Annotated in this window: 19 protein-coding genes; 9 read left to right on the top strand and 10 right to left on the bottom strand. The window is 64.8% G+C overall.

Annotated features, from left to right (window positions below):
- Positions 1-14: 14 nt before the first annotated feature.
- The 6 genes from AC1DNF_RS10680 to AC1DNF_RS10705 all read right to left on the bottom strand — a co-directional run bounded on the left by AC1DNF_RS10680 (position 15) and on the right by AC1DNF_RS10705 (position 6,487).
- Positions 15-977 carry a type II toxin-antitoxin system HipA family toxin gene (locus tag AC1DNF_RS10680; protein WP_478148555.1) on the bottom strand — a complete coding sequence of 321 codons (963 nt, stop codon included), beginning with the start codon at positions 975-977 and terminating at the stop codon, positions 15-17.
- A 24-nt stretch (positions 978-1,001) separates the two neighbouring features.
- Positions 1,002-1,193: a hypothetical protein gene (locus tag AC1DNF_RS10685; protein ID WP_478148556.1), complete on the bottom strand. Its 192-nt coding sequence runs from the start codon at positions 1,191-1,193 to the stop codon at positions 1,002-1,004.
- A gap of 127 nt (positions 1,194-1,320) precedes the next feature.
- Complete coding sequence (locus AC1DNF_RS10690) at positions 1,321-1,842, bottom strand: hypothetical protein (protein WP_478148557.1); 522 nt, start codon at positions 1,840-1,842, stop codon at positions 1,321-1,323.
- Between the two features lie 120 nt (positions 1,843-1,962).
- Positions 1,963-4,566, bottom strand: coding sequence for a DEAD/DEAH box helicase (locus tag AC1DNF_RS10695; protein ID WP_478148558.1), 2,604 nt, complete (start codon positions 4,564-4,566; stop codon positions 1,963-1,965).
- 519 nt (positions 4,567-5,085) lie between these two features.
- Positions 5,086-5,793 (bottom strand): hypothetical protein, encoded by a 708-nt coding sequence (locus tag AC1DNF_RS10700; RefSeq protein ID WP_478148559.1) that lies wholly within the window; start codon positions 5,791-5,793, stop codon positions 5,086-5,088.
- A gap of 103 nt (positions 5,794-5,896) precedes the next feature.
- Positions 5,897-6,487 (bottom strand): TetR/AcrR family transcriptional regulator, encoded by a 591-nt coding sequence (locus tag AC1DNF_RS10705; protein WP_478148560.1) that lies wholly within the window; start codon positions 6,485-6,487, stop codon positions 5,897-5,899.
- 267 nt (positions 6,488-6,754) lie between these two features.
- On the opposite strand from AC1DNF_RS10705, the gene AC1DNF_RS10710 reads away from it, so the two are divergent.
- From AC1DNF_RS10710 to AC1DNF_RS10750, 9 genes are all read left to right on the top strand, one after another.
- Complete coding sequence (locus tag AC1DNF_RS10710) at positions 6,755-7,735, top strand: VOC family protein (protein ID WP_478148561.1); 981 nt, start codon at positions 6,755-6,757, stop codon at positions 7,733-7,735.
- A gap of 42 nt (positions 7,736-7,777) precedes the next feature.
- The gene (locus AC1DNF_RS10715) at positions 7,778-8,920 is read left to right on the top strand and encodes an FAD-dependent oxidoreductase (RefSeq protein WP_478148562.1); all 1,143 of its coding nucleotides are present in this window, start codon (positions 7,778-7,780) and stop codon (positions 8,918-8,920) included.
- 29 nt (positions 8,921-8,949) lie between these two features.
- Complete coding sequence (locus tag AC1DNF_RS10720; protein ID WP_478148563.1) at positions 8,950-10,134, top strand: amino acid ABC transporter substrate-binding protein; 1,185 nt, start codon at positions 8,950-8,952, stop codon at positions 10,132-10,134.
- Positions 10,135-10,172: 38 nt separating this feature from the next.
- A complete protein-coding gene (locus AC1DNF_RS10725) occupies positions 10,173-11,057 on the top strand; it encodes a branched-chain amino acid ABC transporter permease (protein WP_478148564.1) in 885 nt (294 codons plus the stop codon).
- Positions 11,057-12,016, top strand: a complete 960-nt coding sequence (locus AC1DNF_RS10730) for a branched-chain amino acid ABC transporter permease (RefSeq protein WP_478148565.1) — start codon at positions 11,057-11,059, stop codon at positions 12,014-12,016. The genes AC1DNF_RS10725 and AC1DNF_RS10730 overlap by 1 nt, the downstream gene beginning before the upstream one ends.
- Entirely contained in the window at positions 12,013-12,756 is a 744-nt protein-coding gene (locus AC1DNF_RS10735; RefSeq protein ID WP_478148566.1) for an ABC transporter ATP-binding protein, read from the top strand. The genes AC1DNF_RS10730 and AC1DNF_RS10735 overlap by 4 nt, the downstream gene beginning before the upstream one ends.
- Positions 12,740-13,453, top strand: a complete 714-nt coding sequence (locus AC1DNF_RS10740) for an ABC transporter ATP-binding protein (RefSeq protein ID WP_478148567.1) — start codon at positions 12,740-12,742, stop codon at positions 13,451-13,453. Before AC1DNF_RS10735 ends, AC1DNF_RS10740 begins: the two co-directional genes overlap by 17 nt.
- Positions 13,453-14,355: an alpha/beta hydrolase gene (locus AC1DNF_RS10745; protein ID WP_478148568.1), complete on the top strand. Its 903-nt coding sequence runs from the start codon at positions 13,453-13,455 to the stop codon at positions 14,353-14,355. Before AC1DNF_RS10740 ends, AC1DNF_RS10745 begins: the two co-directional genes overlap by 1 nt.
- Before the next feature lie 182 nt (positions 14,356-14,537).
- Positions 14,538-14,663 (top strand): hypothetical protein, encoded by a 126-nt coding sequence (locus AC1DNF_RS10750; RefSeq protein ID WP_478148569.1) that lies wholly within the window; start codon positions 14,538-14,540, stop codon positions 14,661-14,663.
- 245 nt (positions 14,664-14,908) lie between these two features.
- Here the strand turns inward: AC1DNF_RS10750 and AC1DNF_RS10755 are convergent, their stop codons facing one another.
- The 4 genes from AC1DNF_RS10755 to AC1DNF_RS10770 form a co-directional block, all read right to left on the bottom strand.
- Positions 14,909-18,394, bottom strand: coding sequence for a hypothetical protein (locus AC1DNF_RS10755; RefSeq protein WP_478148570.1), 3,486 nt, complete (start codon positions 18,392-18,394; stop codon positions 14,909-14,911).
- Between the two features lie 863 nt (positions 18,395-19,257).
- Positions 19,258-20,352 (bottom strand): hypothetical protein, encoded by a 1,095-nt coding sequence (locus AC1DNF_RS10760; protein WP_478148571.1) that lies wholly within the window; start codon positions 20,350-20,352, stop codon positions 19,258-19,260.
- A gap of 52 nt (positions 20,353-20,404) precedes the next feature.
- Complete coding sequence (locus AC1DNF_RS10765) at positions 20,405-20,998, bottom strand: hypothetical protein (RefSeq protein ID WP_478148572.1); 594 nt, start codon at positions 20,996-20,998, stop codon at positions 20,405-20,407.
- A gap of 4 nt (positions 20,999-21,002) precedes the next feature.
- Complete coding sequence (locus AC1DNF_RS10770; RefSeq protein ID WP_478148573.1) at positions 21,003-22,724, bottom strand: UvrD-helicase domain-containing protein; 1,722 nt, start codon at positions 22,722-22,724, stop codon at positions 21,003-21,005.
- Positions 22,725-22,732 lie beyond the last annotated feature (8 nt).

Genomic DNA, 22,732 nt, shown 5'->3' on the forward strand with positions numbered 1-22,732 from the left:
CGCTCGATACCACCTCAACCGATCGGGGGGACGCGTCCGTCCGAGTCCCCGAGTGCAGGGGCATCTGCTGGTCGTTCAGCCGACCAGGCGCCGAAGCACCCTGCGTACCGTTCCATCACCTCTTCGGACAGGCCGTTTGCTGCGAAGCGCTCTCGCCACAGTCTGCGCACCGACGACGCAGTCTCATCAGCGATCACGGCGGCTGCGCCGCGGGTCAGTCCAAACGCCCGGCAAGCAGACAGGACGTTCTCAAGCGAACCGACAGCCCCCTCTTCGCCTACGTCCATCGCCTGCTCCCGGCGAGCAGTGCGGTGAACGCGGGGAACCAGGTCGAACGCCGGCGCGAGCCGGTAGCCGCCGGTGACATCGTCCGTAACGACGCCATGATTGCGATCGTGGTCGTCGGTGTTCGATGTGAGGCAGTTGAACACCATGCGGCGAAACAGCTGGGCGCGGTCGGCCGCGGGCCAGGCGCTCCAGGTCCCAAACTCCGTCGCGACGCGTGGATATGAGGCAGCGAACGAGTAGGTCTGGAGCTCCGGCTTCGCGTGGAACAGCGTACGTGCACTTAGGTACGCATCGCGGAACCACCCGCCCTCGTGGCCTCCGACGCTCCTCGCGGCGGTTCGATCGAATCGCTTCACGAGCAGGATGTCCTGGTCATCGACCGTCACCACAGTCGAGTCCACGGCCTCGATGCCGCATGCGCGCGCCAGCGACAGCATCGCGCATTCAACGCGTGTCTTCGGGGCTCCTACAGGATCCTCGCGCGATGGGAACTTGCCAATCCACTGGTGCCCGGCGTGCGCGATCGTGAGCTTCGGTCGAGCCCCGCCCAACGCGGTGTTCGGGAGGATGTTGCCGAAAAGAGCGGGCGCGACGTCCTTGTCGAGCTCGGCCAGCAAGGCCACAGCCGCCGCCAGATCGGAGAGGCCGGGCAAGCTCGGGTCAGTCCGCGGCTGGTTGCCGGCGGTCAAGTCGAGATTCCCGACGCGATCGCCCTAGCTGCGCAGCGCGTACTGAAGTGGCGTGCTCGTCGCGCCCGACTGTAGGTCGATCACCTTTCGACCCCAAGCTTCGGGAGTCGCGTCCAGGAGAGCGCCGAAGACGCCGATCTGCAGCGTGGAGACGAGCTCGCCTGCCTTGAGCGGGAGCACGACGGGATCGACGGGTATCCGATCCGAGTTCTTCAAGTACGCAGCGTCATATGTGAACCTGCCGACGCCGCGCCCCCCGTGATCCGCCCGGTGCTGGAACGTGCCGCACAAGGTCGGCCTGACATCCCCAGGAAGATAGATCCAGATGTGGGCCGTGTCCATCTCAGATGGCCGCTTCAAGAGCCCGATCCACCTGGGTGATCGCTGGCCACCGTGCCCGGAAAGCTTCCATCCGAGCCGCGTTCTCTCCCCTTGATAGCTTCGACGACCAGACGACCTGTTCGCCGAGATCGATGCGCCCGAGCGACGGATGGAGCGTCTCGCCGGCCACGGTCGTCTGCTTGCGCCAATCGTCCGGGACGTACGCCCACCGGGACTTATGGCCGCGCGGCGTCGTGACGTTGTACGCCCTGGCCTCATCCGCCTCAATCACAGGACGTTGATACACGCGGCTCACGATCTCGACCACGAGGGAGCTCGCCTCCGTCACGCTATACGACTTCGCGGCCCGCTCCGCCTCATCAACCATGCCCTCGGCCGAGGAGAGGTAGCCGTAGAAATCCGTGTGTGTCGAGCCACGCTTGAGCTCCTCGCCGCCGTGAACGAACCGGAGCACAGACTCGGACTCTTGCAGCCAGACGATCTCGCGATCGAACTCGAACCGTCGAAGTTCTCCGCCCACCATCGCCCAGTCGACAAATGTCTCAGTGGAGCGGCGCGCAACCGGGCAGGAGCTGTAGAAGACGTTTTTGCATGGGAATCAAGTCGGATGCGGCCCGCTTGGGCCAGCGGACGAGAAGACGTACTACCCGCGTGGAGGAAAGGAACGTCGAGGAGGGAAGCCTGGCACGATTGCAGGATCACGCTTGCCCTGGGGTGAAGGCCGGGGTTCAGCGGACTCGAAGTCGAATCCGGCCTGGATGCGTTCCACCGCTCCAGGCGGCAGCGGCGCGTGGGTGACAAACGCCCGCGTCGCCGGCGTGGGGAAGCGGCCGACCACAGGGCCCAGATTCGCAGGCGTTCGCACAGCGGGTCGCGCTGGCAATAGGCGGGAGCCCAACTGCTGGCCAGGCGGCGCCGTTTCCGTGCGGCGAGGAGGAGCGGCCGCTGGGGCCGGTACCATTGCCCCGGCCGGTGATCGGGGCTTGAACGATCCGGGAGGCGCCGGTAGCTTGCCAGGTGCTGCCGGAGCGGTCGGTGGAACGGAGCGATCGCCCGCGGCGGCCACCTGGCGCAGCTTCTCCACTTCCTTGCGCACGCGCCGCATCAGTGCATCGGCCTCGTTCGCATCCTCCACGTCGGCCGCACCCGGTTCGCCCGCCGCCGCCGTCGCAGTCGCGATACCGAGGAAATCCGCCGGCGCGATCTTGGTTAGCCGAAATACGCCCTGTGACGATCCGCTCTGGCTGTCATCGACATACGAGCCGAAGCCCCGCTGCTTCATATCGATCTCGGCCAGGCGGAAGCCATTGGTTGTCAGCTTGCAGGCCATCAGCCGCTCGAGGGCCGGATCCTCCAGCCCCTCGATCGACTCGACCATCATGAAGAAGTCGGCCGCGCCGCCGTTTCGCACCAGCCGGCCGCGCAACTGGTGGAGCTGCGAGAGCCCCAGCCGGTCGGCGTCCCGGACGACAACCAGGCCGATGTCAGGAATGTCGATGCCCGTCTCCACGACCACAGAGGCCACGGCAAGAGGCTTCTCAAGGCTGTGGATTTGTTGGATTGCGCTCTCTTTGTCATCGTCGGATAGCAGGCCGTGGAGTGCAACGACTTTCCCGGGGAACGCCCGCTCGAAGGTCGCCGCCGCCTCGACGACTCCCTGCGCCGTACGGCTCGTATCTTCCGTGGCCCCTCCAAGGTCAAGTTGCGCGCCCTCCTTCAAGGCCTTGGCCTTCTTGGTGACCTCGACGCTGTCGACGCGCGGGTAGACAACCAGCACGCGCCGGCCCGCCGCGATCGTGTCGCGGATTGCTCGGGTCACGATTGCGCGGCTACCCACGTCCACGATGTGGCTCGTAATGGCGCGCTCCACCGGCGCCTGGCGCAGCGTGAACACCTGCATGCCATCGAAGAACACCGTGGCGAGCGATCGCGGGATGGGCGTCGCCGTCGCCTCCAACACGTGCGTGGTCGGACCCACGAGCGCGCCCCGCGTCTGCACCGAGAGCTTGTGCTGCTCGTCCATGACCAGGACGTTGGGCACCATGCCGGCCTTCGCACACGCACTTGTCAGCCCGCTGGTACCGACCAGGATGCGATCCTTGTTGCGGATCTTCTTGCCAGCCTCGACGCGCTCGACGCCCCGGATTTCGCCCGCGAAGCGCTTCATGATCTGCTTGGCGATCTGGTTCGCCAGGATGATGGTCGGCGCCATGATCGCCACGCTCGCCCCGTTCCGATGCGCCACGATCGCGGGCAGCAGGAATGTGAGCGTCTTGCCCGTGCCCACATCGCCAGGAATGAGGCCGTTCATAGGAATGGGGGACCGCAGCGCGCTCGCGATCCCCAGGATGGCGGCGCGCTGATCATCGGTCAGGGTCTCGGGCTGCTTGGCCGCCAAGTCGAGCACCTGCTGGTCCGGAACGATCAGCGGCGCGTCCGCATGCGGCTGGCGCTTGCTTTGTGTACGCGCCGCGGTGCGGATCGAGGCGGCATCGATTCGCTGCGCGAGCTGCAGCGCCCGCTCGCCAGCCGCAACCGAAACAGGCCGATGCAGAGCGACGAGCAGTTCCCGCAGGCTCGCGAACCGCGGCACACCGTCCGGAAGTCCCGCCAAGTCGTACTGCACGCAGGCGAGCACGCCCGCCTCGTCCACCTGCATGGCCGAGACGATGTGTCGTTCGCACTTCAGATAGGCAACCTCCTTGTCGAGCACCGCGTGCACGGCGCCCGTGACCGCCTCGCCCGTCACGCGCCCCTGCAAGCCCAGGTATCGCGCCCAGATCCGGCCAATCGCTCCGCTGTGCGGCTGCTCGGCCCCAGGCTCGACATAGAGGTCATCGCCGAACCGCTTCACGGTGGCGAGGAGGTGAACCTTCGCGCCGACCTCAATCGACCGCCAACCCCAAGGCGCGAATGAGTTGAGATAGGCGATGCGCCCAGTGGCGTCAGCGACTTCGATCTGCAGGCGACCGATGTTCTTCCAGAACGGGTACTGCCTCTCCTGCAGCTCCGCCATGGATGTCACGACCCTTCCGGCCCATGTCGCGGCCGACTTGTCCTTGTTGACCGCCTTGACGCGATCGGTCACGACGAAGCTCAAGAGGTGGGACGTCTTCCCGGTATGGTCCGCCTCGTCCAAATCCGTGATAGATCTCGTGCAGTCGACGTACGCGGCCGGCACGCAAAGCAGCGCCAAGTCGGGGTCGGCTACCTTGAGACGGGACAGGAAAGTCGGAGTGGAGGCCATATGCGCGCCGCGGCATACGGCGATTCTTGATTCTTCCGCAGAAGAATATCGCTACAGAGTGCGAATGCGCAAGGTTGCGGCGCCGCTGACCATTCCAGAATCCCCATAAAAGGGGGCGGGGGCGCGGGACGGATCAACTGAGCCACGGACATCGTGAGGTCTCAGCGGGCGGGCGAGTCGCCGGTGCGTTTTCGCATCTCAGCGCTCGCGCCCTTCTTTCGATTGGCCTTGCGGCCGCAATTGCCATTGCTGAGGGCGGATTCTGCGCCCGGCGCTACGAAGCGACAAGCAACCTCGCTGCAAATGGGCGCCAGCTGCCAGGGAGCGTGGCGTGCAAGCCGCAAGAAGGGCGAGCATACGAAGGTTTCAATTCGCCATCGGCGCACGAGAATCGCTCTCGCTCTCGCCATCGTCGGCCGAAGAGGACGCCTCGATTGGGATCGCGCCGGCACAGTCCGACACCAAGGCGAGCCGCGGGATCGGCTCCCAGACTTCATCCGGTTCGATGTACTGCTCAGGCTAGGCGTCGGTCTCCACTGGCGCGACTCGCTCGAGATGCGCCAGTCCAACCCAGGCGGCGCGGCAAACCTGCTCCTGGCGAGGCTTCCCGTTCGCAAGCGGAGGTCGATCGTCATCGAACCGAACGCTCGCCGTCCGGCCGCCGGGCCCTGTAAAGAGCTCCTCGATGCAGGCGTACCTCGGACCGGCCTTGCCCACCCAACTCCCGGTCGTGCGCACGCGGTCACCGACCCGAAATCCCCATCCTTCCGAGAGCAAGGGCGTGCCGTTCAGGTGGTAACCGGCATAGGGGCTCGGCAGCGAGGCCGGGTCACGAACAAACTGACCCAACTGCGAGCGCTGCGACCCGATGCCGCCCGACACCTCGGAGATCAGGAGATGCCGAGCGAGCTTGCCGCTGTGAATCAGGGCGCCGACCATGGCCCGCATCAGATGACGGTAATAGCCACCGCCCGGGATCAGGATGCGCGTTGAGCTTGTCGGCCAGGCAACCGATCTCACGAACTGCTCGAGCTCGCATTGCAGCTCGCGCGCACGCGACTCGGTCAGCAGCTTCTCGTAGGGCTCGACAATCCAGGAGCCGTGCACGAACCCGTGGAGTGCCGAGAGGACCACGGTGTGGGGCCGCTGGTCGGGGTGACCGTTGGCGCTGAGTGATTGCCAAAGTGGTGCAGGCGTCTCTGCCGAAACACCAAGATCGGGCAGCAAATTAGCGTGCGCCACCGAACACCTTGTGCCGGAAGCAGGTGCCCTCGAGATCGAATGGCCTGCGTCACCATTCAATTCGACCTCTGCAGCCGCCAGACCGCCTTCATGGCGTCGACACGGATGTCGCGGCGACGCCAGCGAACAAGCGACTGAACAGTCTCGCCATGTCGTCGTCGCACGGGGGGCTGTGCGCCAAGCGAACGTTCATGGCAAAGCCGTCGAACGCCATGAGCGCGACGCTCGCGAGCATGTCGCTTACATCGGGCGGCGTCGCGAGACATTCACGGATCCAACCGGCTACGCGCGACTGGAACAGCTGGCGCAACGCCGGGCTGTAGTCGCCGTTGCCGCTGCTAGTGGAGACGGCTTGCATCACATTGTTGGTGAAGCCGTTGTTCTCGCGGGGCAGGTCTCGCCACAGCGTCAACAACAGCTTTCGCAGGCGCTCTTGCGGATCAGCGATTCGGCGCTGTGCGCGTTCGAGTTTGTCCAGGCGTCCCAGCAACCACGGCGAGTACAGCTGGAACAGGATGTCGATCTTCGATTGAAAGTAGACGTAGACGTTGGCTGTCGACATGCCCGCTTCACGCGCGATGCCGGGAATGGAGGTCTCGCTGTACCCCTGTTCGCTGAAGAGGCGAAACGCCGCTTCGAGGATCGCGTCGCGAACCCCTTCCTTCTTGCGTTGAACCATATGCCGATGCCTCCTTTTGGTGCTTTCGCCAACGGCGACAACCGCAGCGTTCGATGCACCGATTGTGCTTGCAATCGCGCGTCACAAAATCTTCAAAACTGAATGGTATTCGCTATTGACAGCGTTCGATCCGACTTCTAGAGTTCGCTTCGATCGCAACTTTCAACACTGCGACACACGAACAGTTCTGGTGCTTGCCAATGCCAAGGAAATCAATGACTGGCCCGGCATTGCCCGGCACCTCCAGCGACTCATGAAAGGCCTTCCATGACTGCCACACGTCAAGCTTCCTACTTCACCCCACGCCGCCTCGGCCACGTGAATCTCTGGGTGGAAGACATCCCGACGTCAGAGCGCTTCTACAGCGATGTGTGCGGCCTGCGCGTGGAGTTCACCGAGCCCGAGCTGATCGCCACCTTCCTCGGAACCGGACACACGCCGCACGACCTCGGCATGATCCAGAAGACCAACGGCGTGGACCGCTACGGCAAGGATGGTCTGCTGCAGTTGCCTGGCACCATCGGCCTTCAAGTCGGCCTGAATCACCTGGCCTGGGAACTCGAGAGCGAGGCCGACTTGGTGGCGGCTTTCAGGCGCTTGAAGGACGACGGCGTTCCGACTGACATCACGGTAGACCATCAAGTAGCGCACAGCGTCTACATGTTCGATCCCGACGGCAACTACAACGAGTTCTACTGCGACACCGTCCAGGACTGGCGCAACGTCCTGAGCGGCCCCATGGCCCTGATCACCACGCACTGGGATCCGCTGAGCGCCGAGGGCTTCACTGAGGGTCGCTACGACACTGACCCGGTGCTACGCACCAACGCCGCGGCACCGATGCGCCCCTGGCGCATCACGCATGCCGTGCTCGAGACGGCGCGCATCGAAGAGATGACGCGCTTCTATACCGAGATTGGCGGCCTGCACGTGGTGGCGCGCGAGCAGGGCGTCGTGTATCTCGGCGCGACGCAGGCACAGTATGACCATCACCTCGTGCTGGTGCCAGCAAACGGCGCGCGCTACCACCATGCGAGCTTCCAACTGGCCGACGAGGCTACGCTGGATGCGGCCACTGTCGGCCTGCAGGCGAAGGGAGTGGCCATTGCGCGCCAGGTTGATCTGCCCTGGAAGCGTTCGATCTTCCTGCGCGACCCCGACGGTCTCTGCAGCGAGTGGTATGTGAAGCGTCCGGCCCCGAGAAGGCTGTCGGCGCTCGGCGATGTCGACCTGGTCGAAGCGGCCTGAGCGGTCTTCCGTTCGGCATCTAACAGCCTGAAAGACAAGACCATGGCAAGAAGTGCAATCATTTCCGGCGGCGGCATCGGCGGACTGGCCACCGCCGCCGCACTGGCCCAGCGCGGCTGGGACGTGACCGTCTACGAGCGGCAATCCGAGCTGCGCGCGGCCGGCTCGGGCATCTACATCTGGGAGAACGGCTTGCGCGTACTGGAAGCCCTGGGGGCCTACGAAGAAGCGACCGAAGGCGCATTCCACGGCACGCACTTCGAGCAGCGCGACCACCGCGACGAGATCATCGAGTCGGCGCCGATCGCCTCCGGCAAGCGCCTGTTGACGGTCTTGCGCAGCCGGTTGCTCGGTTCATTGAAGTCGGCCTGCGAGCGCGCCGGCGTCAAGGTCGTCACCCATGCCGAGACGATCGGCGCCACGGCCCGCGGGGAACTGCTGCTGGCCAACGGACAGACAGTGCGCGCCGACCTGGCCGTGGGCGTCGACGGCATTTGGTCGCGCGTGCGCCAGAGCCTGGGACTGGAGCTGCTGCACGAGCAGACCCGCGAGGGTGCGTTGCGCACCATGATCGCCTCCCGGACCGGCGACTTCGCGCCGCAGGACGTTGGCAAGTACATCGAGAACTGGAATGGCACTCGCCGGCTATTGGTCACGCCAGTCAACGCGACGCAGATCTATCTCGCGTTGACCTGCCTGCAGGACGACGAGGCGCGCAACCTGCCGCTGAACCGGCAGCTCTGGATCGACGCCTTCCCGCGCTGGGCGCACTTGATCGAACGCATCGGCGACACGCTGAGCTGGGGCGTCTACAGCGTCACGCGCAGCCGCGCCTGGTCGGCCGGCCGCACGGCGATCGTTGGCGATGCCGCGCATGCGCAACCGCCCAACCTCGGCCAGGGCGGCGGCATGGCGATGCAGAACGGCCTGGCCATGGCCGTGGCTCTTGAACAGGCCCAGGAGCCGCGCGACATCCCCTCGGCGCTCGAAGCCTGGGAAGCGGCGGAGCGTCCGCTGGTCGAGCACTGTCAGCGCTGGTCCATCCTGTACGGCGAAGTCACCTGCCTGCCCGACGCCGTGCGCTCGCAGGTGATCCGCTCGGCGATGGGCGACGAATGGGTCGCAGGCCAGGTCTTCAAGGCCGCCAACAGTTCACCCACGGGGACGGTGGCGCCACGCCGCTGACCGCATTCTTTCAACTCAAGGGCTCCATGATGAAACTACTGAATTGCTTTCGGATGTTCGCGACGGGACTCGTGCTCGCAGTGGCCGCCAGCAGCTGGGCCGCCGAGCCCGTGCGCATCGGCATGAGCATGGCCAAGACGGGGGCCTTCGCCGCCGCCGGTGCCGGGCAGCTCAACGCCTATCAGTTATGGGCAGAACAGGTCAATGCGTCCGGCGGCCTCGATGTGGCGGGCGCCCGGCGGCAGGTGGAACTGGTGGTCTACGACGACCAGTCCGACCCCGCCAAGGCCGCGGCGATCTACGAGAAGCTGATCACCAGCGACAAGGTCGACCTGCTGCTTTCGCCATGGGGTTCGCCTGCCCACTTCGCGGTGGTCGGCGTGCTGGAGCGCTACAAATATCCGATGGTCGGCAGTTCGGCCGCCTCTTTGCAGATCCGCTCGCTCAAGGCCCGGAACATCTGGTTCCCGACCTCCGCCATTCCGGATGCGCTGGGCGCCGAGCTGGCCAAGATGATGCAGGCGCAAGGCGTGAAGGCGGTTGCCATCAACACCGTCCAGCTGCCCTTCCCCCAGGAGATCAAGCGCTACCTCATGCCCGCGGTGCAAGCTGCCGGCATCAAGGTGGTCTACAACGAGGAATACGCGCCGGGCATCAAGGACATGACCGCGAGCATGGTGGCCATCAAGCGCGCCGCGCCGGATGCGGTGATCTCGCTGTCCTACCCTGAAGATTCGATGCTCTACATGAAGCAGGCGCGCGAGCAGGACATCCGGGCGCCCTTCCAATTCGTGGCGGTCGGACCCAGCATCGCCTTCTTCTCGAAGATGTTCGGCGCCAACCTGGACAACATCGTCACCCTCGGTCATTGGTCGCCCGACCAGAAGGCCTGGCCGAAGGCGAAGCCCTTCTTCGACGCGTACAAGGCCAAGTACGGCGAGGCACCAGACTACCTCGACGTGGCGCTGGCCTGGGTGTCGGCCGAGATCCTTCAGCAAGCCGTCGCCAAGGTGGGCCTGGACAAGGACAAGCTGCGCGCCACCATCGCGTCCGGCACATTCGACACCATCGACGGTCCGATCGCCTTCGACGGCGTCCAGAATCGCCTGACGCCAGCGATGTTTCTGCAGTTCCAGCAGGGCAAGGGCCAGATCGTCTATCCGCCTTCGCAGCAGACCGCGCCCTTTGTTGCGAAGACCGGCTGGCAGAAGTAAACCTGGCCACCTTTACCAGCGACACCCCGGCGATTTCCATGGCACAGATCCTTTCTCCAGAACTGCTGCTGGCGGCATTGATGCTCGCATCGACCTATGCCCTGGTGGCTCTGGGCCTGAACCTCATCTACGGCGCTATGCGTCTGCTCAACGTGGCCCATGGCGACATCATGGTGCTGGGCGGGTACGTGGCCTGGAGCGGCTTCACCTTGCTGGGGCTGAGCCCGCTGGTGGGTCTCTTCGGTGCGATGCTGCTCGCGGCCGGCCTGGGCATCGCGTGCTACGCGCTGTTCTTCAAGCGGCTCGTGCGCAACACCGCCATCGCAGCCCGGCTGGAGGCCAACTCATTGCTGATCTTCTTCGGCGTGTCGATCATTCTGCAGAACCTGATGTCGCTGGTGTTCACGGCCGACGCGCGCAGCTACAGCTACATGGACACGCTGGTGCAGTGGGGCGATGTTTCGATCGCCCTCAATCGACTGGTGATCCTGGGCATCAGCGCCAGCGCGACGCTGGCGGTCCTGGGGTTCTTGCGCTTCAGCGTCTTCGGCATCGCGATCAGGGCCTTGATACAGCAGCGCGACGCAGCGTCGCTGGTCGGCATCGATGCCGATCGCATCAACATCGTCGTGTTCTGCCTGGGCTTCGCACTGGCCGGCCTCGCCGGGGCGCTGATCAGCATGACCGAGAGCGTGACGCCCTTCGGCGGCTTTCCCTTCACGATCGCGGCCTTCGTGGTAGTCATCCTCGGGGGCCTCGGATCGCTGGGGGGCGCTGTGGCGGGCAGCCTGCTGCTGGCTTTCGTCGAGGTCTACGGCGTGACGCTGACCTCAGCGGCCTACCGCTCGATTTTGGTCTACGGCTTGTTCATTCTCATCCTGTTCGTGCGGCCGCAGGGCCTGTTCGGGCGAAAGGCCAACTGATGGCACGCACCGTATTCTCCTCAGCCGGCAAGGGCGGCTTGACTGTCGCCGCATCGATGACCGGGTTCGCCGCGCTGTCGCCACTCATCCTCAGCGCCTATGGCGTCGGTGTGCTCACCCAACTTTGCGCCTGGATCGCACTGGCCGGCAGTTGGGTCGCGTTCTCGGGCATGACAGGCTACATCTCGCTGGGCCACGCGGTGTTCTTCGGCCTTGGCGCCTACATCATGGCGCTCGGCTGGCAACAGGTCCCGATCGTGGCGATTCTGCCGCTGGCCGGGGTGGCGGCGGCTGCGCTCGCGCTGGTCGTGGGCTTCCCGGCGCTTCGCGTGCGAGGGCCCTACTTCGTGATCCTGACCTTGGGCATCTCGGAGTTTCTCAAGTACGTGGTGGTCGCCATCGAAGCATCCCTCGGCGCAGGCGGCCGCCTGCTGATCGACACGCCCGACACGGTGATCCTGTTCTATCCGATGCTGGCCCTGGCCCTGGCCGCCACCGCCATCAACGTCTGGCTGACCCGGTCCCGCTTCGGCGCGGCGCTGCGTGCCATCCGCGAGGACGAGACGGCTGCGGCCACGGTGGGCGTGCCCGTCACACGGATCAAGATGCTCGCGTTCGCGGTGTCGGCCGTGATTCCAGCGATGGTCGGCGCACTAAGCGTGCTGCGCAGCACCTACTTCGAGCCCATGCAGCTGTTCAGTCCGACCACCTCTTTTTCCATCGTGACCATGGCCATCATCGGCGGCAGCGATCGGCCTGCGGGCCCCGTCCTGGGCGCAGCGTTCATCCTGTTCCTGAGCGAGCTGCTGTGGGCCCGGGCGCCCCAGACATACATGATCCTGCTGGGCGCGCTGCTGATCGGCTTCGTGCTGCTGGCACCGTCAGGACTGTCTGGCCTGTGGGCCAGGCGGCGCTCGGTGGGGCTCAAGCGCCGCGCCCGTGTTGGGAGGCCCGCATGAGCCTTCTATCCGTGCGCAACCTGGCTCGCCGGTATGGCGGCAACCTGGCGGTCAACGACGTCAGCTTCGACGTCATGCCAGGAGAAATCCTCGGCGTAATGGGCGCCAATGGCGCCGGCAAGACCACGCTATTCAGCATGATCGCCGGCAATGTCAAACCTTCGTCGGGGCAGATCATGCTCGAAGGCCAGGCCATCCACGGGCAGCCGCCGGAGCGCATCAATGCGCTGGGCGTCGCTCGCACCTTCCAGATCGTGCGCCCCTTTCCGAGCATGACCGTGCTGGAGAACGTGGCCGTCGGTGCCATGTACGGGAGCGGCCGCATCGCATCCCCCGCGGCTGCCCGCGAACATGCCTTCGAGTTGCTGCGCGAGACCGGGCTGTCCGATCGCGCCGACCTGCCCGCTTCGCAGCTCAACCTGGCGGGACGCAAGCGCCTGGAGATCGCCCGCGCGTTGGCGACGCGACCACGCCTGCTGCTGCTCGACGAAGTGCTGGCCGGACTCAACGCCACCGAGGTGGGCGCGGCGCTCGAGCTGATCCGCGAAGTGCAGCAGCGCTACGGCCTGAGCATCGTCATCATCGAGCACGTGATGAAGGCGCTCATGCGCCTGAGCGATCGCATCGTCGTCATGCACGAGGGTCGCAAGGTGGTCGAGGGACTGCCCGCGGAGGTCGCCAACGATCCTCGCGTCATCAAGGCCTACCTGGGAGAACGACGCCATGCCGCTCATGCTTGAGGCGATGGGCGCCTGTGCCGGCTATGGCGAGATCCAGGTGCTCGACCAGGTCGACGTCGCGATCCCGGCCGGTTCGATCACGGCCATCATCGGCAGCAACGGCGCGGGCAAGTCCACGCTGATGCGGTCGCTGGCGGGATTGCTGCGCCTGCGCTCCGGCCGCATCCAGTTCGACGGCGCCGACGTGACCGGGCGTTTCGCCCACCAGCGAGTCGACGACGGCATCGCGCTGGTGCCCGAAGGCCGCCTGGTGTTTCCGGACTTCACCGTCGCCGAAACCCTGCGCATCGGAGCCTTTCTGCCGCGCGTGCGCAAGGGGTGGCAGGCACGGGCGGACCTGATGTACGAATTGTTCCCGCGGCTGAAGGAGCGGCGCGCCACCCCGGCCGGCCTGCTGTCCGGCGGTGAACAGCAGATGCTGGCCCTGGCGCGCGGTCTCATGTCCATGCCGCGCGTGCTGCTGCTGGACGAGCCGAGCCTGGGCCTGGCGCCAGCCATGGCCGACGAGGTGTTCGCGGCGCTGCGCTCGATCCGCGCGCAGGGCGTGACTATCGGCATGGTCGAGCAGAACGTCTATGCGGCGCTGTCGATTGCCGACACGGCCTACGTGATGGAGGACGGCCATGTGGTGCGTCATGGCCCATCTGAGGCCTTGATCGACGATCCGACGATCCGGCAAGCCTATCTGGGATTGTGATGAAGCCACCGACGCTCTACCGCCAGTTCGCCAGCCAGGCAGAAATCGATGCTGAGTACAACCCCGCGGCCAAGCTGAGCGACCCCGGCTCCTACCAGCGCCACTACGTCGAACACAGCCGGCTGGCGCGTGAGCGCTTGCCCGGCCTGCAAGGCATTTCCTTTGGTCCGACGCTGGCCGAGACGCTGGACATCTTCCCGGCCGCGCAGGCGAACGCGCCGGTCTTCGTCTTCATCCACGGAGGCTACTGGCGAGCATTCTCTGCTGGAGATTTCAGCTGCGTCGCCCTGGGCCTGCATGCGCTGGGCATCACGACAGTGGTCGTGAACTATGCCTTGGCCCCCTGGGTCGGCATCGATGAGATCACGCGTCAGACTCGGGCCGCACTGGCATGGGTGCTGCGCAACATCGAGCAGCACGGCGGCGATCCGTCACGCGTGGCCGTCGGCGGGCATTCGGCTGGCGCCCACCTCGCTGCCATGGCACTGCAAACGCGTTGGTCAGACGACTACGGCCTGCCCGAATATCCATTCAGGGCCGCCGTCCTGGTCAGCGGCTTGTACGACCTGGAGCCATTGCGCCACAGCTATCTGCAGCCGCAGATACAGCTGGACGACGGCGTGATCCGGCGCAACTCGCCGCTGCTTTCGATTCGCGCCTGTCCCACGCCGGTTCTGTTGACTTGGGGTGCCGAGGAGAGCGCAGAGTTCGTGCGGCAGTCGACAGCCTTCCATTCCGCATGGACCGGCGTGGGCAACCTGTCGCTGTGCGCACCCCAACCGGGCGCGAATCACTACTCGGCGATCCTCGGCTTCGAGAAGAGCGGAAGTGCGATTTGCGAGTGGCTCAAGAGCCAGCTGCGTCCGGAGCGATTTGCCGAGCGCTCGCCGGCGGCGTGCTGAATTCGCAAGGTCACCAAGTTGCACCTGCAGCCGTCTGACCGACACGGACCGGCCGATCACGGTTCCGGTCGAGAGCAGCAACCGGGTTGATCTCGGTAGACGCAGGCCGCATAGATTGGGGAATCTAGACTTCGCCGGCCACGCACTTTCGCCTATTGCCACATGTTCTGGACGTCAGTGGCATGGTCAAGCCTCACCTCTTCGAGGCCATGATGGAGGAACTCGCCGACCAGGAGCTGTACCGCAAGGCCGTAAGCCGCTTGGCCGAGAAGTCGCGAGCCGTCGAGGTCGACATTGACGACCTTTAACAGCAAGCCGAAGCACAAATGCAAACTTCGCTTCATGCCGGAAGCCCAGATTCCTCAGCCTCGTCCGGGCGCTTCAAGAGATCGTTGATGAAGTCGCCGCCAGCGGCCAAACGTTCCCAACTCCTCCGGTTTGCGAATCGAGCTCATGCACGTCTTGCCAGAAACCTCAAACGGACGCCGCACTCAAAATATCAGGCGGACCCCGCTGCGATAGATCTGCGCGCAACGAGCAAAGTAGCTTCATTTCAGGCGCGAGGGGCTTCCGCGATCTCAGGTCCTTCCGGCTCGGTCAGCTCCGATTTGTCCGCTTCAACGGGAGCCGCTTCAACGCGGCGAACGAGGCGCGCGCCCACCTCGCCCAGCGAGCCGGTCATCTGAAGTTTCGAATCGATGTACATGAACTTTTCGGGGTCCGTGTAGTGACTCTTCGGACGGATGAACCGGTAATAGGCGCCCACTCCCCCGCGAATGATCGCGATGCCTCCCTCGACAGCACCGCGCACCTCCGGTGCAATGGGCGACTTCCGGGAGACGATGATCGTGTCGGCGATGGCGTCGGCCAGCGGATCGTCGATGCCTCGGTAATCCTCCTGATGGACCACCCTGCCGTCCACAACGCGCGTCCGGGGCCCGGTCGGTACCGCTGTTCCGAGCACCAGCTTGCGGGGTACCTTGATCAGCGCGGAGGCCATCGGCTTGCCCACCTGGAGCTCGACGACCACGTGGCCGGTGGGGATCTCTTGGTCGGGCTCGCGCGCGTTCGCCCATTCCTCGCGGGTGTACCGGCTGCCGGCGGGGAGGTCTTCGTGTGGCCACACATCCGCCTTCGGATAGGAGACCGGTACGCCGTCTGCGTCGTAACGCGCTTCGTCGAAGAGCTTGGCGAAGTCCTGGTGCAGACCGTTCGTTCGGGCCTGGTCGGACGACAGGCGCGCCGTCCCGCCGAAGCCCAGGGGCTGAGCGGGCTTTGGGCTTCGGCGCACGGGGACGAAACCCACGGCCCCCGATGCCGGTGGCACGGAAGATTTGGCGGAAGCCTGGCCGGCGCGGTCTGGCACAGGGGACTCCGCCGGACGCTTGAATCCGAAGGCGCTACTTCCAGCTGGGGTCGTCGGCACGCCGAGCCTCGCCCCGTGCGCGAACGCGAGGGGTCGCGGAGGGCGCGAAGAGATCGAGGAAACACCAGCGACTGGAGGTCGGTGAACAGGAGTCGCACTGGGCGCCTGCTCTCGTCCGGCCGCCTGTGGGATCGATACGGCGCCCCCTTCCCCCTGCGAGAAGGAATCGAGGTACCCGTCGTCCAGGTCGGGCATGCCGGCTGGCTCCGAATCCTCAGGAGCAGGTCCCGCCCACTGGTCCATCAGTTCGGGCGGAATCACGCTGGCGGCGACGCGGGCTACGTCCGCCGGTGGACTTTGCGATGCCGCTTGCCAGCCGATGGTCGTTGCAGGCGCCCGATCGATTGCGCTCAGCTGCAACGGCTCCTTGTTTTGGGCCTTGCGGGCCTTGTTCAACAGGAAACGTTTCGATGTCATCCTTGCCGCGTCCGCGGTGGACACGGCGAAGGATCCGTCAGAGCTCGATGGGGCGGAAGGGGACGTGTTCATGGTGGGCGCCTCGTTCACTGCATTGTCCCGCATCTGGCTGATTGCGCGGAGTAATGTTCTCGCCACCGTCTCAGAATTGGCTGACAGCGTCGAGTGGTCCGCCGCGTCGTCATTCAGATCTCCGCTCGGTGGCTCACTCACGATCGCGCCCGCGCCGCCTTGATCAGCAGACGCGAGCTCGTCCAGCACGTCGCCCGCGCCGGCGCGCTTGGCAGCCGCTCGGAGTATCCGTTCCAACGTCGCATTCATTCTCCGGACGCATTTCTCTGTAGCGTCGCGCGCTTCCTTGACGACAGCCTCGGCGTTGCGCTTGGCCTCCTGGTGGGATGCTTCTGCCTTCGCTGTGAGCCACGCGTGCACATCCTCTGCACTGCCGTCCCCGGCGTATCCACTCTTGCGAAGTCCCGCTATGAATCGGGCATGCTTCCTTTTCGCGTTGAGCGCATTCCGCGCCGCCCACTCTTCCAAACTGAGCTCGGACGCTTTTCGATAGGCCCTCGGGGGCGCCTTTCCTAGCTTGCGGGCCTCACCCATCGCGGCCTTGTCGTCATGCCGGCGAAGGAAGTTTCGGATCTTGTTTGGGGTGAGGTTCAGCGCCTTGGCGATCGAGGAGCAGACCTTCTGCTCGGGAACCGATGAATCGCCATTCTTGCGGGCCTCGGCCAATTCGTCCCGCATTCGCAGCGCCTGGTCGTTCCAAGCCAGTCGCATTTCCCGGCGCTGGGCGCGTCCTTCGACCTTGCGATCGGCGCGGGCCCGCTTCTCGGCCGAGTCGATGATGGTGCTCAAGTCGCGCATCTCGTCCGGGGTGATGCCGAAGAGATTGATGAGGTAGTCGTTGGAAGGCGTGTAGATCGGATCCCACAAGGCCCCCGCGAATCGGACCTGGTGACCTTCTTCGCTCGCCTTGACTCGCTTGTGCAGGGTTGCCAGCGCGCCGGAAGTCCGGGGATTCTCGAAGCCCCTTGGCCCGGGAAGGTCGGCGTTGTCGAATGCGCGCATCAGGCCGTCGACTTCGCGGTAGAAGTTGCCCGAGTTGACCACGCCGGACTGCGCCAGGAAGTTGACCATCCAGAGCATGGTCAGGTCACGCGAGCCCTCCGGGATTCCACTCCCGCCAGCCGCCGCCGCACGTCGGTGGGCCAGGTTTCGCAGATCGACGAATCGTGCCCAAGTCAATGAACGGCTCGAAAAGCCGTTGCCCTTCCCGCACGCCTTGGCCTCGGCTTCGAGCTCAAAGCTGGGGCAGCGGGTGTCCAAGAGCAAACTCAGATCGCCTGGTCGACGGGGCGGCTCGGTAAAGGTCGGGTTCAGGCGGGTTCGGCCAGCCCTGTGCGCCACCTTCTCCCCCGCTTTCTGAATCGCCTCAGTCGTTCCCTCATCCAGGAGATTGACCGCTTGCCACAGGTCTTCGAACGAATGCCGTGGCGGGCCTTCATTCCAAACGACTCCAACGACTCCGCTGCTCGACCGATTCGCCTCAGCGACCACCTTCCCGTTCAGCGTATTCACGACTCGCAGCACCCTGGCCGCATCCATCGCCTTGATGTCCGCGCCGACATCGACGTAGAGCTGATTCAGCTTTCGCTGCACGTGATTCCAGGCGGGCAGGAGGCTGTCAGGAACTGGCTTGTCCAGCAGCCACTTCAGGTAGAGGCCACGCCCGGACGTCATGATGTGACTTGGAATCGGGATCTCCGAGAAACGGGCCCTGTGAATCAGCGTCTCGACGAACTCCTGCGTCGGCGCGATCCGGAGGGTGTAGCAGTCCAGGTCCACCCATGCGACCTGGAGCGACTTCACGTTGGAAATCAGGCGGGATCGCTTGGTCGCAAACACCGCGTTGCTGACGTAGAAGTCGGGCAGTCGCATCTGCTCGGCGCCAGAAATGACCTCCTGAAGCAGGCTGATGTGATAGCTCCTTTGGCGCGTCTTCACTCCCGGCCCCATATTCAGGATCGCGAAGTGTCCACCCCTGGCCAATTGCTCGGGCGAGTGCCCGTCAACCCCGAGTGCACGGGACGTTTCCAGCACGGCGCCCATGGGCAGATGCGCCAGCTGACGCGGCGCACCACCGGCGTCGTCGTCCAGTTCGTCTTCAAAAAGGAGACCGTTGTCTTGCACTGCTCGTCGCAAACGAACGAGCGCCGCTGACCGCGTGGGCCAGTTCTCCAGAACGCCGTGGCCCGGGAGCCACGCTCAACGTTCAACTACCGCGCCGAGTATCCCCTGATGGGTACAGGCTATATCGCGGCCAGACCAAGATGCCAAACTCTTAAGTTGGCAGAGACTTGGTAGAAGTCTGGTCGATGACTGGTAGATGCCGTCGGGTAATGCGCTGCGCGGCGACCTTGCGACAAACGATCAAGACCTTCGGCGGCTTCAAATTGAGGGGCCTCGCGTTGACAGCTCATAGATGCAACTACCATAATTGCGCCACATACATCCTTTTGGTGTTTTTCACACTCTGGCGTGGCGTTTGGGTTTCTGTTGCATCTCGGTGCCTGTCACCGACTCAACTCATCTCAAATTCGCTGCTCCTCGGTACTGAGAAACTGCCCAGAGGCTTTTCCTCGGTATCGAGGCAGCGATTGAGATTGAGATGCGAGGATCTTCGGATCGCCGTCCTTTGTCTTGGTCGGTGACTTGGTCACGCGCAGCGAGCATTCTGGATTTATCCGGTGCTCGCTTTTTTTTGCCCTTCTGATTCTTGACTCGCCTGATGGCAGGCGCACTCTCAACCCGGTAGAGCGCCTGGCACGTCGACCGAAGCCGACACTCGCCATCGCGCTGGCCGCCTGCTCACTTGGTGAGGCAGGTCGACTGATCTGCGACAGGCAGCACATGGAGCCTGTCTCTGCGTTCATTTTCCATCCACGCATCCGAATTCCGCAATGTTTCTCCATGTTTTTTACGTTCGTACTAACGGTTAAACGTGGCTTTGTAATTCCAACTGCTTCAGTTTCGTCGGCGGAAGGACGGAAGGATTAGCGAGGGACGTCCGCGGTCGGGCCGTCGTCATCGTGCAGCGGCTCCGCTACGACGTACGGTTGGCCATTCACCATGACGTCCGTGGCGGTCATCGCGGTTCGCACCTTGAGCGAGTGCGGCACCAGCGCAAGCACCTTCTCTGCGTTCTCCGCCCTGTCGGCCAGCACGGTGAATGACTCCACGTGCGTGTAGGCCACCGTGTCGCCCTCCTGGCGACCGGTGAGAGCGCTGGAAAGTGTTTGGTGCCCGGAAGCGGGATAGGCGACTTCGCCGGCCACTACCGTGGTCACAGGTTGGCCAGCCACGGGCTGGAAGAGGCCATTCAGCTCACGCCCAAATTCGTCGTACTCGTCGTCCCCGCCTTCCATCACGAAGCGCAGTTCCTTCGGGGTAGCGATCTGCACGGTGAACGCCTCGCCACCGACGCGGGCAACTTGAGCGACTGCTTCGCGAGCAATCCTCGCTTCGTTGACCAATGCGAACTTCGTCATCGGGTTGGCCGCACCGCCCACGCTGGCATAGAGCTGCTCCCAACGCGCGCCACTCAAATGCGCGAGTGTTGCCTTCAGCGGCGCAGCGAGTTCGGTGGGAACCGTGATCGTGACCGTCTCCGGCATGCCGCCCATCGCCAGCATGATGTCGCGGCGTTGCTGGTCCATTCCTTCGCCCGGCTCGGCGCCGTCGACCAGTTGCAGCAGGTAGATGGATTTCAGCAGCGGGTCGGTGCGGAACTTTCCGTCCTCCATGCGCCCGAAGACGCCGCCGAAGACCTGGCCTTCACGGCCGCCCGTCGGCAGCATGATCGTGATCAGCTCGGTCGCAGGGACAACGTCACCGGCGAGGCCGGCGGCCGCTTGGGCAGCCTGGTTCGTTGACTGGTCGACAGGCACGGGGTTGGCGGGCGCGCTCAGTTGCTGCGCTGCGGTGGCCAGGACGGCCGCCGAAGTTTCAGGTGGCGTGGAGGCGGTGGCCGTCGAATCCGCCGCGGCGGCAGCTGCTGCTGCCGGGGCCGGCGCGACCGCGGTGGGCCGCGCGAATCCGAAGCGAATGGGGGGTTTGGTGCCGACGGCTTGGGTGGCGGGGTTTGTCATGATGCTGTTGCTCCTGGTGAATGACTCTTGTTGATTCCGCGATTGGGGGGCTTTAGGCGCGGGGCACCTGGCCGGCTTCGGCTGATTCGAGCGAGGCTGCGGCGCGCGAGCGAATCTGTTCGCCGATGGCTTGGATGTCTGGAATCGGGTACAGCCGGTCCGCGAGGCGGCCGTCCGGAAGGCAGACGAACTCGGCCAGCACCTCGCCGCCAACGATGTCCGTGTGCACGAGCAGCCGCGGGAGGCCATTCACTACCTCGACGAACACAAGCAACTGCGGGACGCCTTCGAGTTGTCCATCGCCCAGGCCGGCCGGGCGGATCTCAACCATGCCCCGTTGCGCATCCATGGTCACCGTGTAGGTCGGCTCGGCCTCGACTGGCTCGGCGCTTCCGTCCTCCACGTCCCAGCGGCGCATGGAGCGCTGGATGGGCTCGCTGGCAGCGCGCTCGAGCTCGGCGATGCGCTCCCGCTGCTCGAGTAGCCTGTGGAACATGGCCAACATGAGGCCATCGCCGTCGGACGACATGTCCCGCCACGGCTCGCCGTTGCGCAACGCAGTGAAGCAGAAGCGGCCCGCCTTCGTGCCGAGCTCGACGGTGTACTTGCCGTCAGCGAGGGTGATCGAATCGTTGGTGTTGTTCATGGATTCAAGCAGTCGGGCGCGCCGTGCCGGCGCTGTTCATGAGTTCGAGTGCGCGCATCCGCTCGGCCTGCAGCGCCGGAAGCTCCTTGAGCCACTGGTCGGTCTCGTCGTTGAGCCGGCAGATCCCACGGGCCCGGGTGATTCCGACGTACAGGAGGTTGACCTCCTGCTGGATCGCCTGGGAGAGCTCGCCCGTCTCGCAGATCTCCTTCTCGGCGTCGAACAGAAACTCGAAGTCGTTCCCGATGCGAACGCAGTCCCACTCCATTCCCTTCGCCTTGTGAAGCGTCGTGAGGGTGAGCTCGGCCGCGGCGGGGTCCTTCACTTCGTTCTTGACGACCTGTGCAACAAGCTGAGGGATCTTGTGCTCGTGGCGCTCGACCACCTTGATCAGCATGCGCGTCTCGGCGTCGCGCGAAGATTCGGAATAGTCCACGAACTCGCTCCAGGAGCGGAAGCGCCTCATGAACGGCGAGCGGACCGCGTGGAGTGAGCGCGCCCAGATGTTGTAGGCGTCGGTGATCACGTCCAGGTTGTAGTTCTCGACGCCGCCCAGCCAATGCACGCCGCGGCCCTGGCGGGAGACGGCCTCTTCGAACAGGCCCGAGTTCGTGCGGGTGAGCAGCGTGGACTGTCGGCCCCAGCCGGTGTCCTTGCCCATGCCCTGTATCACGACCGACTCGCCCTTCAGGTTCTGGAGGATCTTCTTGGCCACATCAGCCGTCCTCGCGCCGAACCGCCACGTGCGCGGCATGGTGACGACTCGGCTACCCTCGATCGCTCGAAGATTTTGCATGGCGTTGGTCGCGCCGCGGAAACCAAAGATCGACTGGTGGCGATCCCCTATGGCCAGGAGCCTGCAGTGATCGAGCTGAGCCATCACCAGTTGCTCGGTGAGCGGGTTCGTGTCCTGCGCCTCGTCGAGAATCATGCAGTCGTAGTTCAGGCGCGGGCCCGACATCGTCCAGAGCTTGAGGTACGTGTCGTGCGTGACAGGCATCGTAGAGCCGGGCGCGATGATCTTCCTCCAGGCGCCACGAGCGTGATCGAGCACAAGGCCCTGCTCGGCCGGCGTCAAGTCCCAGTCCGCCACAGCCGCCAGGTGCGAGTCATTGATGTCAGGGTCGACGCTCGCGTAGAACGATGCCAGCGTCTTCCCAATGCAGCCCGCGATGCGGTTCTCCACGCCCAGCTGTTCGGCGATGTCCCGCGGACGCCACGACTTCACCAGCCGTCCGTTGAACTTGTGCCCGATCGCCCTGAAGGCGAGGCTGTGGACGTTGAAGACATCCACGTTCGAAGGGAATCGCTGGCGCGCCTCGTCGGCGTTGGCCCGGCCGAAGCATAGGTAGACCAGCTTCTCGCGTGGCCGCGCCACGGCGTACCCAACGGCGGTGGTCGTCTTGCCGGAGCCGGCGACGGCCTCGCCGATCACGATGTGGTCTTTCGCATCAATCAGCTGCTGCTGGTTGTCGTCGAACTTGACCTCAGGTTTCCAGCCGACGGCCGATCGCGGCGTCGTCACTGCAGCTGCCTGAGTCGCGGCCTCAGCGGCGACCCGGGCGATGTTGAACGAGAAGGCATGCGCGCGGGCCGTCTGGTCGAACTGAAAGCGCAGCGCACGGGCACGCTCGAGTGCGGATGCGCGCTCGCCCGGCTGTTGCTCGGCGGCCCGTGGCGGGATTCCGGGCCTTGCTGACCCGGGTGGAGGGGGAAGAGTCGCCATGGTGCCTT

The sequence above is a fragment of the Variovorax sp. 01T432 genome (assembly GCF_056398605.1).